This is a genomic window from Methylobacter arcticus (genome assembly GCF_050917435.1).
Taxonomy (GTDB): domain Bacteria; phylum Pseudomonadota; class Gammaproteobacteria; order Methylococcales; family Methylomonadaceae; genus Methylobacter_A; species Methylobacter_A titanis.
Genome location: NZ_CP159583.1, coordinates 2,031,498 through 2,046,423, shown reverse-complemented (window position 1 = coordinate 2,046,423; position 14,926 = coordinate 2,031,498). Strand labels below are relative to the sequence as shown.

Here is a 14,926-nt window from a genome sequence, read left to right as displayed (position 1 = left end):
TTAACTATGAAAGATCATGCATGTCCCATCATGCTGGGGCAAAGCCAGCAACACGCTGTAGCAGGAGTGCAAGCTTTGCTTGTACATGCAGGCAGAGCCTGCATTCCAGCAGTGGATAATGCTTTAGTCGTTGTGCTTGAACGTAGCCGTATTGTCGGCTTAACCTTGATCTGCGCTGCTACACTGAGTGCCTGCGCGGTCGGTCCCGATTATAAGGTGCCGACAACCGATGCCGGCCCAGCTTTCGTTAATGCCAACACCCCGGAATTTTCTGTGCAAGGTGTGGACGTAGCGTGGTGGAAACTGTTTGAAGATAAGGCGCTAACCCAGCTTGTCGATCAGGCGGTGCAGCACAACCGAGATCTCCAGATCGCCCGCGCTAATCTTAGGGAGGCGCGAGCTTTGTATATGGATGCTGGGCTGAATTTAGCGCCTATCGTGAGCTCACACGCCAATTACACCGATCAGAAACGCAGTGCCGGTGCTATGAACAACCTGTCTTTCGCTCCGCGCGACCTGAAACTCTACAACGTCGGTTTCGACGCTTTTTGGGAAGTTGATTTCTTTGGCCGTGTGCGCCGCAATGTGGAAGCGAGCAGCGATGAAGTCGATGCGCAGGAAGCCAGCCTTCGGGATCTCGGTGTTAGCCTGATCGCCGAGGTAGCGAGAAATTATTTTGAATTGCGGGGTCTGCAAAACCAGTTGACGACGGCGAAAAAGAATGCTGAAAACCAGGCTCAAACGCTGGAAATAACCCAGGTGAGACTTGAAAATGGGCGCGGTACCGAACTCGATACGTCGAGGGCAACAGCTCAGCTTGATTCCACTCTGGCCATTATTCCGCCTCTGGAGAACGGCATTTATCAGGCCATGCATCGTCTTAGCGTACTCACCGGGCAGTTTCCTGGCGCCCTGACACAGAAGCTGTCGAAGTCTGCGCCACTGCCGAAGATTCCCAAGACCATCCACATCGGTCAGCCTGCGGAGCTATTGCGCCGCCGACCTGACATTCGCATCGCCGAACGAACGCTGGCAGCGGCTACTGCCCGCATCGGCGTTGCTACCGCTGATCTGTTTCCACGGGTAACCTTCGTCGGCACTCTTTCACTAGAGGCTAGTACTTTTTCGGGTATAGGGGCGGCTCGGTCGGATGCTTATTCCTTGGGCCCAAAAATCAGTTGGGCAGCGTTGGATCTAGGTCATGTGTATGCTCGCATTAAAGCCGCCGATGCCCGTGCCGAGGCCAGTCTGGCCCAGTACGAGCAGACGGTGCTGAGCGCTTTGGAAGAAACGGAAAACGCGCTGGTGAATTACAACCGGGCGCGAATCCGGCGAGGATTGCTCACTTCGGCGGCTACTGCCAGCGAAAGAGCTCATGAACTGGCCCATCTGCGTTTTGCGGAAGGCATCAGCGATTTTCTGACGGTACTGGATACCGAATTGCGTCTGTTGCAAGACCAGGACCGTCTGGCCCAGAGCGAAACCGCGACGGCGACAGCGCTGGTGGCATTGTACAAGGCTTTAGGCGGCGGTTGGGAGTCGAACCTTGATGTGGGTAAAACCGATTAGACAAGAATAACGAATGCTGTGGGTTATATGCCGTGGGCGCGAATTTATTCGCGCCCACACTAGAGTAAATTCTTATCTTAATGGCAGCGATGTAGCAGGCAGGTGAGCCAATCGCAATAGAGACGGCTCTAGTCGTTATGTCTTGTTTGTCAGGGTAAGCGCCGCGCCATGCAGGGCTTTGGCAAGGGTAGGGTGGGCGTGTATGGTTCTGGCCAGGTCTTCGCTGCTGGCGGAAAACTCCATAGCCAGCACGGCTTCGGCAATCATTTCGGAGGCTTGCATGCCAATGATATGAACACCGAGTATCGCGTCGGTATCGGCGTGAGCGATGATTTTAACTATACCCTCAGTTTGGCTCATGGCGTGAGCACGGGCAGTGGCGTTTAGCGGGAAGGTGCCGATTTTAATGGATTCGCCCATGGCTCTTAAACCTTGTTCGGTTTGACCTACCCAGGCAATTTCAGGATCGGTAAAAACGACGCTGGGCAAGAGATCGTAGTTGATAGGGTTGCGAATGCCGGCGATTTGTTCGGCAACAAACAAGCCTTCTTCTATGCCTTTATGGGCAATCATCGGGCCGAGCAAGGTCAGGTCGCCGATGGCATAAACGCCGGGCAGGTTGGTGCGGCAGTTTTCATCGACATGGACATAGCCGTTTTCGTCGAGCAGTAAATTGGCTTCAGCCGCAGCCAGATTTTCGGTATTGGGTTTACGGCCGGAGGCAACAATCAGTTTATCGACACGCAGGGTATGAGTGCCGTCGCTATCCTGGTATTCTACGGTGACTTTTTTATTGCCTTTTTTTGCTGAAATAACCCGCGCACCCAGGCGCAGTTCCAGTCCCTGTTCGGTATAGATACGATAGGCTTCCAGCGCAATTTGCTGGTCGGCCATGCTTAAAAATGTTTCCTGAGCTTCCAGCAAAATTGTTTCCGCACCTAACCTGTTCCAGATGCTGGCTAATTCTAGGCCGATAACCCCCGCACCGATAATGGCTAAGCGCTTGGGTATTGCGCCGAGATTTAAAGCCATCGTCGAATCGATAATGAATTCATTGTCTATCGGCGCACAGGACAAATCGATTGGGGAGGAGCCGGAGGCCAGAATAATATGCTTGGCTTCGAGCATTGAAACACCCGATTGATCAAGCGGTGTAATTTCTACCTGTCGATCATTGAGTAACCGGGCCTCTGCCTTCATATAGGTAATGTTGTGATCCACAAACGAGTCGGCAATTTGTTGGCTGAGTGCGTCAATAATGTTGTTTTTGCGCTGCATCATTAGCGCAATATCCACAGAAATCGCCTCTGCCTGGATGCCGTGTTCTTTTAGGTTATGGTTCAGCGAGTGATAAATTTTCGCCGATTCGAGCAACGCGATAGAGGCAACACAACCCGCGTTAAGATAAGTCCCCCCCAGACTGACTAGGCCTTTCTTGTTGCACCAGTTGTCGATACAGGCGGTTTTTAAGCCGAGCTGGGCGCATCGAATAGCGCTGGAATAGCCTGCCGGTCCGGCGCCAATGACGATGACATCAAATGATGTTTGCACGTGTTTTTTTGACATGGCTTTATATATTTAGCAATAAGTGAGCGGGTGCTTCCAAGCATTCTTTAATGGTGACTAGAAATTGCACGGCCTCTCGACCGTCAACCAGTCGATGATCGTACGATAAAGCCAGATACATGATCGGCCTGATAACAATTTGGCCATTTTCAACAACGGCTCGTTCTTTAATCGCATGCATGCCCAAGATAGCGCATTGCGGCGGATTGAGTATCGGCGTGGACAGCATAGAGCCAAAAATACCGCCGTTGGTAATGGTGAAGGTGCCGCCTTTTAAGTCATCATAAGTCAAGTTGCCGGCCCTGGTCTTGGCACCGAAATCGACGATACTTTGTTCGATCCCGGCAAAGTCGAGTTGATCCGCATCGCGCAAAACCGGCACGATCAGGCCGCGCTCGGTGCTGACTGCAATGCCTATGTCATAGTAACCGTGATAGATAATATCGTTGTCGTCAATGGAGGCATTGATTGCCGGAAAGCGCTTTAATGCTTCGATAGAGGCTTTAACAAAGAAAGACATAAAACCCAATTTGACATGATGTTTTTGTTCAAAGCGTTCTTTGTACTGGTTGCGAAGATCAATCACGTTTTGCATGTTGACCTCATTAAATGTGGTTAGCATGGCCGCATTTTGCTGTGCCTGCAACAGGCGTTCGGCTACCTTGGCTCTTAACCGGGTCATGGGGACGCGCTGTTCCGGGCGCAGATTTGAAATTCCCTTGCCTGCTCCCTCCTTAGGCAGCGGGTGACTGCTGGAGGTAACGGCTTCTCCTTTTGTCAAAGGGGAGCTGGAAGGAGTTTCGGCTTTGGCCGTTGGGACTATAAGTTGAGCTTCTTGCAGGGTTTTTTTATGCAAATAATCCAACACATCGGTTTTAGTCAGACGGCCGTCCTTTCCTGAGCCTTTGATGACGGAAGGATCCAGCGTATTTTCAGCAATTAGCCGACGTACCGAAGGGCTTAGCGGGATGTCCGGCTCCTCATCATGGTCAGGTTCGGTTGCCGTTGTTGGGCTTGCTTCTACGGTTTGAGGTTCGAGCAAGGCTAGTACATCGCCGCTGACAACAATGGCTCCATCTTGCTGCAGTATTTTGCTAAGGATGCCTGATGCCGGCGCAGGCACTTCAAGTACCACTTTGTCCGTTTCAAGGTCGACGAGATTTTCGTTTTTAATCACGGTGTCGCCGGGCTGCTTATGCCAGGTGATCAGCGTTGCATCGGAAACGGATTCGGGTAGGTTGGGAACTAGGACTTCAATGCTCATTGTTATTTTCCTGAAGGATTGCCGTAAAGAGCCGAGTGAACGACGGCTTTTTGTTGTTCGATATGGACGCGGAAATTGCCGACCGCCGGTGCGGCCGAGGCATCTCTACCGGCATAAGTCATACTGATTTTTGGGCCTAAGTTGTCGGTAAAGTGGTGTCTGGACTGATACCAGGCGCCTTGATTCTGAGGTTCTTCCTGGCACCAGATAAATTCTTTAAGTTGCGGGTATCTGCCGACTTCCGCTCTAAACAATTCATCGGGGAAAGGGTAAAGTTGCTCTATGCGGGTAATGGCGACGTGCTTGAGATCGTCCTGACGCCGGGTTTCGATCAGATCGTAATAGACTTTGCCGGAACACATGACCAGGCGGGTCACTTTTTTGGGATTGATGTCGTCCTGCTCGCCGATAAGGGGCTGAAACTGACCGTGGGTTAAATCTTCAAGCGTGGAGATTGCGAGTTTATGGCGTAGTAAGCTCTTTGGGCTCATGATTATCAATGGCTTACGGTAGGGTCGCAGCATCTGGCGACGCAATAAGTGAAATATTTGTGCAGGCGTAGTCGGGCTGCAAACCTGAATATTGTGTTCAGCGCACAGTTGCAGATAGCGTTCCAGTCGAGCGGAGGAGTGTTCCGGTCCCTGGCCTTCAAAGCCGTGCGGCAGCAGCATGACCAGGTTGCATAAGCGGCCCCATTTGGTTTCGCCGGAACTGATAAATTGATCGATAACCACTTGTGCGCCGTTGGCAAAATCGCCGAATTGCGCTTCCCATATAACCAGGGTATTCGGCATTGTGGTGCTGTAACCATATTCAAAACCTAACACGCCTGCTTCGGAAAGCAGTGAGTCGAAAATCTGCGCGTTGCCCTGATCTTTGTCTAAATGTTTGATCGGTGTATAGGTTTTATTATTGAGTTGATTATGCAAAACAGCATGACGATGCACAAAGGTGCCGCGACCAACATCCTGGCCGGTTAAACGAACGTTATATTTATCCAGCAGCAGTGTTGCATAGGCCATATTTTCGGCAAAACCCCAGTCCAGCGGCATGGCTCCAGCCGCCATTTTACGCCGGTTATCCATGACTTTTGCGACTCGGGCGTGTAATTCGAAACCGGTTGGCAGGCGTTGCATTCTGTCGTTACAAAAGCGCAGATGATCCATCGAAACTGCGGTATTGCAGACTGGATTCCAGTCGATGTTCGGGAATTTATTCCATTGATTAGTGTACGGGTAGGGGCCGTCGGCTAGGATAGGCCTGGAAACAATTTCACCGGCTTCTAGCTGTTTTTGGTAATTTTGTTCCAACTCTGCAGCTTGTTCAACAGTGATAAGCCCGGCTTTGATGAGTTTTTCGGCATAAAGTTTCCGCGTCGTCTTGAGTTTGCGGATTTTTTTATACATCAAGGGTTGGGTAGTAGAAGGCTCATCGGCTTCATTATGGCCCAGTCTGCGATAGCAAATAAGGTCGATGACCACATCTTTATTAAAGGTCATCCGGTAATCCATTGCCAGTTTGGTGACAAAGATGACTGCGTCGGGATCGTCACCGTTGACATGGAAAACTGGCGCCTGAATCATGCTGGCCACATCGGTGCAATAAAGTGTGGAGCGCGCATCCCGTGAGTTGCTGGTAGTAAAGCCGATTTGGTTGTTAATAACAATATGCACGGTTCCGCCGGTGGAAAAAGCGCGGGTTTGCGACATATTCAGGGTTTCCATGACGATGCCTTGTCCAGAAAAGGCTGCGTCTCCGTGGATTAAAATGGGGATGACTGTATTTTTGCCGTTTTCCCCCGCTCTGTCCTGACGGGCCTTAACCGAACCTTCGACCACCGGATTGATGATCTCCAAATGTGAAGGGTTGAATGCCATCGTTATATGAAGAGGGCCGCCGGGCGTACTGATGTCTGATGAAAACCCCAGGTGATATTTCACGTCGCCGGTACTGACACCCGGAGAAAGCGGCGATATACCGGCAAATTCATTAAACAGGCTGGCAGGACTTTTTCCCAGGATGTTGACTAGCACATTCAAGCGACCTCGGTGAGCCATGCCGATCACAACTTCATTAACGCCATTTGTGCCAAATCCTTGCGTTAATTCATCCAGAATGAGAATCAGCGATTCTCCGCCTTCCAGAGAAAAACGTTTTTGGCCGACAAATCGATTGTGCAAATGGCTTTCTATGCCTTCGGCGGCAGTCAATAATTTTAACAGCCAGTGTTTTTTTTCAAGAGTGAGTTCTAAGTTGGTTTTAGAGCTTTCCAGACGGTTTATGATCCAGCGCCTGATATGGGTGTCGACGACATGCATGTATTCAGAGCCGATACTGCCGCAGTAAATCTCTTTCAGGTTGGCAATAATGTCTCGTAAAGGTAGCCGGTCAACGCCATAAAGTGAATCGGTATCGAACAAAGTATCCATATCAGGTTCGGAAAGACCGTAATAAGCGGGATCCATATCGGGAGGAGGGGGCATTGTTTTCCCCAATGGATTATTGGCGGCAATCTGATGCCCGCGAACCCGGTAATGATTAATAAGTCTGGCAACAGCCGATTGTTTTTTAACGCTTTCTTCGGTAAATCCTTGTAGCTTTGCCAATCTGCCTTGAGATTTAACGGCAAGTTGCGCAAAGCGCTCTACGACAGGGCTGTGAGGCGTTTCAAAATCAGTGCCGTTGTGGATTTTATTGAATTCTTTTTGCCAGCTCGGCTCAACTGAGTCCGGGTCTTCGAGGAATCGTTCATATAAATTTTCAACAAAGCTGGCGTTGCTGCCGTAGAGAGAAGAAGAATCTTGAAAAAGTTTAAGCAGTTTACTCATTTTGAATATCCAAATTTATTCTGCAAGGATTTTGTCTTTGTTTGAACTCTTAAGTAGTATATTACCAAGGTTTAGCGTATTCGCTGACTAAAATATGCGGTGTTAAGCTAAGAAAAGCAACCGAGTGTTTTCACCTAAAGCAGGGTCGATATGATTTTATGACAGACAAACGAAATATTGTAATTCAAGTTAAATATCCTATATCTGGAAAAGCGGCGGTGGACTTGGCACCCAAGATGATAACGGAGTGGAATATCAAAAGGATATTGCTCGCTGCCAGTATGCTGGTTCTGATTTTAGTATTGTTGTTTTATATTATTAATAAGGGTACGCAAAATATCGATCCGGATAATGTTGCGGTGATAGTTAATGCTACAGAAAAACAGCTAGCGCCGCCGGTTGAGTTTAATGAAGTTGAGACAAAAAACCTGGGCATATCAACGCAGGGAATTGCGGAAAACAACCTGTCGGCTAAGTCAAGTAAAGAGCCAAATAAGAACAGTCAACAAGTTGCGGAAATTCCAGTTAAGAAAATTATAAAAGAACAACCGAACAAAAAAGTTATTAAAGAATTAGAGTCTTCAAAAGTTAATACTAATGAAGTAAGGGCTGTGTTAACTTACGAGATTAATAATAAAGAGCCGGTAGGTGAAATAGTCAAGATTATTAACATTAGCAAGAAGAAGCCGATATGGGTTTATTATTTTACTGAATTGAAAGAAATGAAGGGTAGCAAGGTTTACCATGAATGGTTGAAAGATGGTGTTGTTGATACTAGAAGGGCATTAATTATATCGGGCAATAGATGGCGCACTTCAAGTCGCAAGTTATTTTCTGATGCTGAAAAAGGTAACTGGACTGTAAGGCTGTTTGATAAAAACGACCGATTATTAAATGAAAAAAACTTTAAGGTTGAATAACTATTTCCTGTTGTGTGATAAATAACCTGAGTCTGTAAAACTTAACTTGGAGTAATTGATAAATAATTATATTGCTTTCAAAGTAAGATGGGTAGATGCATATATTTTGTTGAATAATTTAATATATTTATATTAAGATTAATGATAAAGTTAATATATCTTTTTTATTTATTTTAAGGGCTAAAAATGACCGAGTATCAAGATCTTTCTGAGCATGAATTACAATCTGTTATTGTAAACGCAGAAAAAGCATTAAAAAATATGCAAGCTAACAAGCGCAAAGATGTTATGGCGCAAATTAAAGAATTGGCAGCCTCTATTAATGTTATTGTAGAAATCCACGAACCTGAGAAGAAGTCAGTTCGCAAGGGTACAAAAGTTGCCATTAAATATCGTCACCCTGATGATTTTAACAAAACATGGACGGGACGCGGGGTGGCGCCAAAATGGATGCAAGAGTTGCTGAATGCTGGACATCAACGCGCTGAATTTGAAGTATAAAGCTTAGGATATTAAGCTTTTTTATATAAACGAGTGTATTCAAGTCTCTTTTCCTGTACTGCAATTGGCTAGGTTTAGTAAAAACTAAAGCAGCCGTCACTATCATTAAGTTTATACATTATGGGCGCGAATAAATTCGCGCCCATAACATACGCCACAATTATCCTCGGCTTACCTTGATAACAGCGTCGTTCTGTATCTAACACGGGGTGAAGCGTTGCAGGATTCATACTTCGCTACCCCAGCTTTTATCGTAACTTATCTCATTCTGCCCCATAAAAAACTTTGGCCGCATCAGAGAAATGTCGCTGTCTCTAAGGTCTGAACGGCACGAAATTGCTCGATACTAGCTTTTTTTTACTCTTTATGAAAATACCGATTATATGATTCGGTTATATGATATAGTTATCTTAATGAGAATGATTGTTGATAACTCCTGGAGCGGTTGATTTTAATGCACTTTATTTTAATACTTACTTTATGGCAATAAGCTTAAAAAACCTGACGGTGGGTGATTCGGGAAAAATCGTTGGCTTTGAATCATCGGGAAAAGCTTATCGAAAACGCTTGCTGGCTATGGGCTTAACGCCGGGAACCGAGTTTAGCGTCACCCGTTTTGCGCCGATGGGAGATCCGGTTGAGATTAAGTTGCGTGGATTTTCATTAACCCTGCGTAAGGATGAAGCGGCAATATTATTGATAGAGAAACTCTGATGAAAACTGATTTTACAGTTGGCGTAGTCGGCAATCCGAATTGCGGCAAGACCACACTATTTAACGCATTAACGGGTGCCAGGCAGCATGTGGGCAATTGGCCCGGCGTTACCGTCGAGAAAAAAACCGGTGAATACAGTTTCGATCTTAAAGTGATCGAATTAGTCGATTTACCCGGCACCTATTCATTGGAAGCTGCCGACGATCAGGTTTCTTTAGATGAAAAAGTCGCCCGTGATTATGTTGCATCCAAAAATGCCGACTTGATTATTAATATTGTTGACGCATCAAATATAGAGCGAAATCTTTACTTAACCTCGCAACTTATTGAAATGCGAGTACCGATGATTTTGGTGCTCAATATGATGGATGCGGTTAAACACCGTGGCATCAAAATTGATATTGATTTTCTTGAGCGACTATTGGGTTGTCCTGTTATTCCGATTAGCGCCTCGAATAAGGACGGTATCGGCGCATTAAAAGTAGCCATCAATAGCGCGGCTATCGCCAAGCCTATACCTTCGGTAAAAATCAGCTATATCCCCGAACTGGAGCAAGCCATCAATGACATTTCACCGTCGTTGATTGAGGCCGCACAGCAGCACGACTGCGACCTGCGTTGGCTGGCTATTCGCTTGCTGGAAGACGATACCTTGGCCAAACAGATTGTAAGGGAGACCTTGGTCGCCCAAGGGCGAATAAATTCGCTCCTACAAACAGTTGCGCAATTACAGCGCCGGGTAGAAACCGAAACCGATGACGAAATCGACATTCTCGCCGCCGACGCCCGTTACGGATTCGTCAATGAATTAACCAATGGCGCAGTCTGCAAGCTAACCGAGGTAACTCGCCACACAACCGATAAAATCGACAACATCGTTTTAAACCGCTTTCTGGGTATCCCGATTTTTCTGTTAGTCATGTACGCGATGTTCATGTTCACCATTAATATCGGCAGCGCCTTCGTCGATTTTTTCGATCAAGCCGTAGGCGCGTTATTGATCGACGCGCTAAGTCTGACGCTCACCGAGCTGAACTTGCCGCAATGGCTGATTGTATTAATCACCAATGGCATGGGCGGCGGCATACAGGTCGTTGCCACCTTTATCCCGATTGTCGGCTTCCTGTTTATGTTTCTGTCGGCACTGGAAGACTCCGGTTATATGTCTAGGGCGGCTTTCGTTATGGACCGATTCATGCGCATAATCGGTTTGCCCGGTAAATCCTTCGTACCGATGATCGTCGGTTTCGGCTGTAATGTCCCGGCGATTATGGCCACGCGGACTCTGGAAAACCCACGTGACCGGATATTGACCAACTTGATGAATCCGTTCATGTCTTGCGGTGCCAGATTGCCGGTTTACGCCTTATTTGCCGCCGCATTTTTCCCGGTTGGCGGCCAGAATCTGGTGTTCGGTTTGTATTTGTTGGGCATTGCAGTCGCGGTGTTAACCGGTTTAATCATGCGGCACACCTTATTTAAAGGGGAATCATCCCCCTTTATTATGGAATTGCCCGCTTATCACATGCCGACAGTGCGCGGCGTTTTTATCAGAACCTGGGATCGGCTGAAGTCGTTTTTATTCAATGCAGGCAAAGTCATCGTACCGATGGTGCTGGTACTGAACTTTCTTAATGCGCTGGGTACGGATGGTTCATTCGGCCAGGAAAACAGCAATAAATCGGTATTAAGCGAGATCGGGCGCGGCCTGACACCGGCGTTTAAACCGATGGGCATAGAAAAAGACAATTGGCCTGCTACGGTCGGTATATTTACCGGCGTTTTAGCCAAAGAGGCGGTGGTCGGAACCCTGGATGCGTTATACAGCCAGCTTGCGGTGGCCGATACAACAGCCGCCGATAAAGCACCGTTCAATCTTCAACAGGCTTTGATTGACGCCTGTTTAACCGTGCCTAAAAACCTGCAAGACGTTGCCGATAACCTGTTAGATCCATTGGGCTTGAATATCGGCAACGTTGACGACATGACTGCAGCAGCCGGTGAACAGGAAGTCAATGCCGGTACTTTTGCTGCCATGCAGCAAAGTTTTGATGGCAAGGCAGGGGCTTTCGCCTATCTGATATTTATTTTATTGTATGCCCCTTGCGTTGCGGCAACCGCTGCAATTTACCGGGAAACTAACATGAACTGGACGGTGTTTGTGGTGTTCTGGACGACCGGTATAGCCTACATGACTGCCACTATATTTTATCAAGCGATGACCTATAGTGAGCATCCAGATTATTCGCTGGTTTGGATAAGCGGACTAATCATTGCCTTTTTCGCGGTATTACTCGGCCTGTGGCTATTGGGTAAAAGCGCTGAGGCCACAGAGGTAAAGCATAGGAGGGAATCCTTGCATGATACTGTCTGATTTGAGAGCCTATTTAAGGGCGCAGCACCGAATTGCGTTGGCGGATTTAATCATCCATTTCGACATGGATGCCGATGCCCTAAGAGGCATGCTGGGCAAATGGATCAGCAAAGGCAAGGTGCGCAAACTGCCGTTGACTGCTTCTTGCGGTACCAGTTGCTGTCAATGCGATACGACTTTGACGGAGATTTATGAGTGGGTTGATGAGTCGAATGTAAGCAGTGATTTAACTTAGGCCGAAAATGATTGTGGTTGACTGTCGTGGGCGCGAATTTATTCGCGCAATAGGCATTAAGAAGCGCGAATAAATTCGCGCCCACATTTTATAAATATTCCTGCTACTCAAAAAACCGCTTCAAATACTCCCCCGTATGCGAGGCTTTATTTTCAGAAACCTGCTTAGGCGTGCCTTCCGCAACCAGCGTTCCGCCGCCATCGCCGCCTTCGGGCCCCATGTCGATGACCCAGTCTGCGGTTTTGATCACATCCAGATTGTGTTCGATGACGATGACGGTATTGCCGTGATCGCGCAGGGTATGCAACACGGTCAACAATTGTTTGATGTCGTGGAAGTGCAGGCCGGTGGTCGGCTCATCCAAGATGTATAAAGTTTTGCCGGTATCGCGTTTGGACAGCTCTTTGGCGAGTTTTACCCGCTGCGCTTCGCCGCCGGACAGGGTGGTCGCATTCTGTCCCAAGGTGATATAACTTAAGCCGACTTCAACCAAGGTCTGTAGTTTACGGGCCAGCACCGGCACCGGTTTGAAAAATTCGGCCGCATCTTCTACGGTCATGTCCAGCACCTGATGGATGGTTTTGCCTTTGTAGCGTATCTCCAGCGTCTCCCGGTTATAACGTTTGCCGCCGCAACTGTCGCAATGGACGAAAATATCCGGCAAAAAATGCATTTCGACTTTAATCACGCCGTCGCCTTTGCAGGCTTCACAACGACCGCCTTTGACGTTAAAACTGAACCGGCCGGGCGAATAACCGCGCGACCGTGCTTCAGGCGTCGCTGAAAATAATTCGCGTATCGGTGTGAACAAACCGGTATAGGTGGCTGGATTTGACCGGGGTGTGCGGCCAATCGGGCTTTGGTCTATATCGACGACTTTATCGAAATGCTCCAGGCCTTCGATGGCAGCGCAGGGCGCGGGAATGACGCCGGCACGGTTGATTAACCGCGCTGCATGACAGTATAAGGTATCGTTTACCAGCGTCGATTTGCCGGAACCGGAGACACCGGTGATGCAGGTCAGCAAACCGATAGGGAAGGCAATATCGACATTTTTCAGATTATTGCCGTGCGCATTGCGGATGGTGATTTGTTTGTCTTTATCTGCCGGCGTTAATGTTTCGGGAATGGTAATGCCGATTTTTCCCGATAAATATTGGCCGGTTAACGAGTCTTCATTATTCAGTATATCCTCCAGGGTGCCTTGCGCAATGATGCGTCCGCCATGGACACCGGCACCGGGGCCTATATCGACAATATGCTGCGCCGAACGGATCGCATCCTCATCATGCTCGACTACGATCACGGTATTGCCGAGGTCGCGCAGGCGGAACAAGGTGTTCAGCAAGCGCTGGTTGTCGCGTTGATGCAGGCCTATCGACGGCTCATCCAGCACATACATCACGCCGACCAGACCCGCGCCGATTTGACTGGCCAGGCGGATACGCTGCGCTTCGCCGCCGGAAAGGGTGTCCGCACTGCGATCCAGCGTTAAATAGTCGAGGCCTACGTTGACCAGAAACTCCAACCGTTCCTGAATTTCCTTGACGATTTTTGCGGCAACTTCACCGCGTTTGCCGGTCAGGTTCAGCTGCTTAAAAAAGTCTAAGGATTTGCGGATGGGGAAACGGGTCAGATGGTGTATCGGCAAATCTTGAACAAACACATTTCTGGCAGAAACATTCAGCCTGGCGCCATCGCATACGTTACAGGTTTTTTGGGATAAATACTTTGCCAGTTCTTCGCGCACCATTTGCGAATCGGTCTCGTGGTAACGCCTTTCCATATTGGCGATGATGCCTTCAAAACTATGGCGCTTGTTTTTGACCGATCCGGTTCCGGTCATGAATTTGAATTCAATAACTTCATGGCCGCTACCATAAAGAATAATGGCCTGAGTTTCTTTGGACAGCTCTGAAAACGGCGCTTCCGGGTCGAAGTTATAGTGTCTGGCTAGTGAGCAGATGATTTGATAATAATAGGCATTGCGTCGGTCCCAGCCGCGAATCGCGCCCCCGGCAAGACTGATGTCGGGGTTATGGATAATCAGGTCGGGATCGAAATGCTGTCGCACACCCAGTCCGTCGCAACTGCTGCATGCGCCTTTGGGGTTGTTGAACGAGAAGATGCGCGGTTCCAGTTCGGTCAGGCTGTAGCCGCAAAGAGGGCAGGCGTAGCGCTCGGAAAACATCAGTTCGCTTGCGTCGTCAATACAGGCGGCGATCGCGATGCCGTCGGCAATGCGCAAAGCCGTCTCGAAGGATTCGGATAAGCGCAAGGCGATGTCGTCGCGAATCTTGAAACGGTCGACAATGACCTCGATGGTATGTTTCTTTTTTAAATCCAGTACTGGAGGCTCATCCAGGTCATACACCGTGCCGTCAATCCGGGCGCGGATAAAGCCCTGGGCGCGCAGGTCGTCGAGCAATTGGATATGCTCGCCCTTGCGGTCGTTGACCACCGGAGCCAGCAACATCCAGCGCTGATCCTGAGTTTGCGAGAGTACATGGTCGACCATCTGGCTGACGGTTTGCGCTTCCAGCGAAGCCTGATGCTCGGGGCATCGCGGCGTACCGGCACGGGCATACAGCAGCCTTAAGTAATCGTAGATTTCGGTGATGGTGCCGACGGTGGAACGCGGGTTGTGCGAGGTGGATTTTTGTTCAATCGAAATAGCCGGTGACAGACCTTCAATATGGTCGACGTCGGGCTTTTCCATAATGGCTAAAAACTGACGGGCGTAAGTAGAAAGGGATTCTACATAGCGTCGCTGTCCTTCGGCATAAATGGTGTCGAAGGCCAGCGATGATTTGCCCGAGCCGGAAAGCCCGGTGATGACGATGAGTTTATCTCTGGGCAGATCGAGATCGATATTTTTCAGGTTATGTGTTCTGGCACCACGAATGCTGATCGTATCCATTAAATAATTCCGACAATTCAAACAACCGTATAAT

The 14,926-nt window shown here is 48.5% G+C and carries 10 protein-coding genes; 6 read left to right on the top strand and 4 right to left on the bottom strand.

The features are described from left to right. Nucleotides 1-6: 6 nt before the first annotated feature. Nucleotides 7-1,569 carry an efflux transporter outer membrane subunit gene (locus tag ABXJ76_RS09810; RefSeq protein ID WP_432740261.1) on the top strand — a complete coding sequence of 521 codons (1,563 nt, stop codon included), beginning with the start codon at nt 7-9 and terminating at the stop codon, nt 1,567-1,569. A 135-nt stretch (nt 1,570-1,704) separates the two neighbouring features. On the opposite strand, the gene lpdA is transcribed toward ABXJ76_RS09810, so the two are convergent. From lpdA to ABXJ76_RS09795, 3 genes are read right to left on the bottom strand one after another with little or no spacing between them, the layout of a single operon-like run. After that, complete coding sequence (gene lpdA, locus ABXJ76_RS09805; protein WP_432740260.1) at nt 1,705-3,135, bottom strand: dihydrolipoyl dehydrogenase; 1,431 nt, start codon at nt 3,133-3,135, stop codon at nt 1,705-1,707. 4 nt (nt 3,136-3,139) lie between these two features. Further along, nucleotides 3,140-4,399: a 2-oxoglutarate dehydrogenase complex dihydrolipoyllysine-residue succinyltransferase gene (odhB, locus tag ABXJ76_RS09800; RefSeq protein ID WP_432740259.1), complete on the bottom strand. Its 1,260-nt coding sequence runs from the start codon at nt 4,397-4,399 to the stop codon at nt 3,140-3,142. A gap of 2 nt (nt 4,400-4,401) precedes the next feature. Further along, nucleotides 4,402-7,227 carry a 2-oxoglutarate dehydrogenase E1 component gene (locus ABXJ76_RS09795; RefSeq protein WP_432740258.1) on the bottom strand — a complete coding sequence of 942 codons (2,826 nt, stop codon included), beginning with the start codon at nt 7,225-7,227 and terminating at the stop codon, nt 4,402-4,404. A 158-nt stretch (nt 7,228-7,385) separates the two neighbouring features. On the opposite strand from ABXJ76_RS09795, the gene ABXJ76_RS09790 reads away from it, so the two are divergent. The 5 genes from ABXJ76_RS09790 (at nt 7,386) to ABXJ76_RS09770 (ending at nt 11,972) form a co-directional block, all read left to right on the top strand. After that, the gene (locus tag ABXJ76_RS09790) at nt 7,386-8,147 is read left to right on the top strand and encodes a DUF2914 domain-containing protein (protein WP_432740256.1); all 762 of its coding nucleotides are present in this window, start codon (nt 7,386-7,388) and stop codon (nt 8,145-8,147) included. A 186-nt stretch (nt 8,148-8,333) separates the two neighbouring features. Further along, a complete protein-coding gene (locus ABXJ76_RS09785) occupies nt 8,334-8,648 on the top strand; it encodes an H-NS family nucleoid-associated regulatory protein (RefSeq protein ID WP_432740255.1) in 315 nt (104 codons plus the stop codon). A 480-nt stretch (nt 8,649-9,128) separates the two neighbouring features. Then, on the top strand, nt 9,129-9,362 hold the full coding sequence (locus tag ABXJ76_RS09780; RefSeq protein ID WP_432740254.1) for a FeoA family protein: 234 nt from the start codon (nt 9,129-9,131) through the stop codon (nt 9,360-9,362). Next, nucleotides 9,362-11,737, top strand: coding sequence for a Fe(2+) transporter permease subunit FeoB (gene feoB / locus ABXJ76_RS09775; protein ID WP_432740253.1), 2,376 nt, complete (start codon nt 9,362-9,364; stop codon nt 11,735-11,737). Before ABXJ76_RS09780 ends, feoB begins: the two co-directional genes overlap by 1 nt. After that, nucleotides 11,724-11,972 (top strand): FeoC-like transcriptional regulator, encoded by a 249-nt coding sequence (locus ABXJ76_RS09770; RefSeq protein ID WP_432740252.1) that lies wholly within the window; start codon nt 11,724-11,726, stop codon nt 11,970-11,972. The genes feoB and ABXJ76_RS09770 overlap by 14 nt, the downstream gene beginning before the upstream one ends. Nucleotides 11,973-12,075: 103 nt before the next feature. Here the strand turns inward: ABXJ76_RS09770 and uvrA are convergent, their stop codons facing one another. Continuing rightward, nucleotides 12,076-14,892, bottom strand: coding sequence for an excinuclease ABC subunit UvrA (gene uvrA / locus ABXJ76_RS09765; protein WP_432740251.1), 2,817 nt, complete (start codon nt 14,890-14,892; stop codon nt 12,076-12,078). Nucleotides 14,893-14,926: the final 34 nt, after the last annotated feature.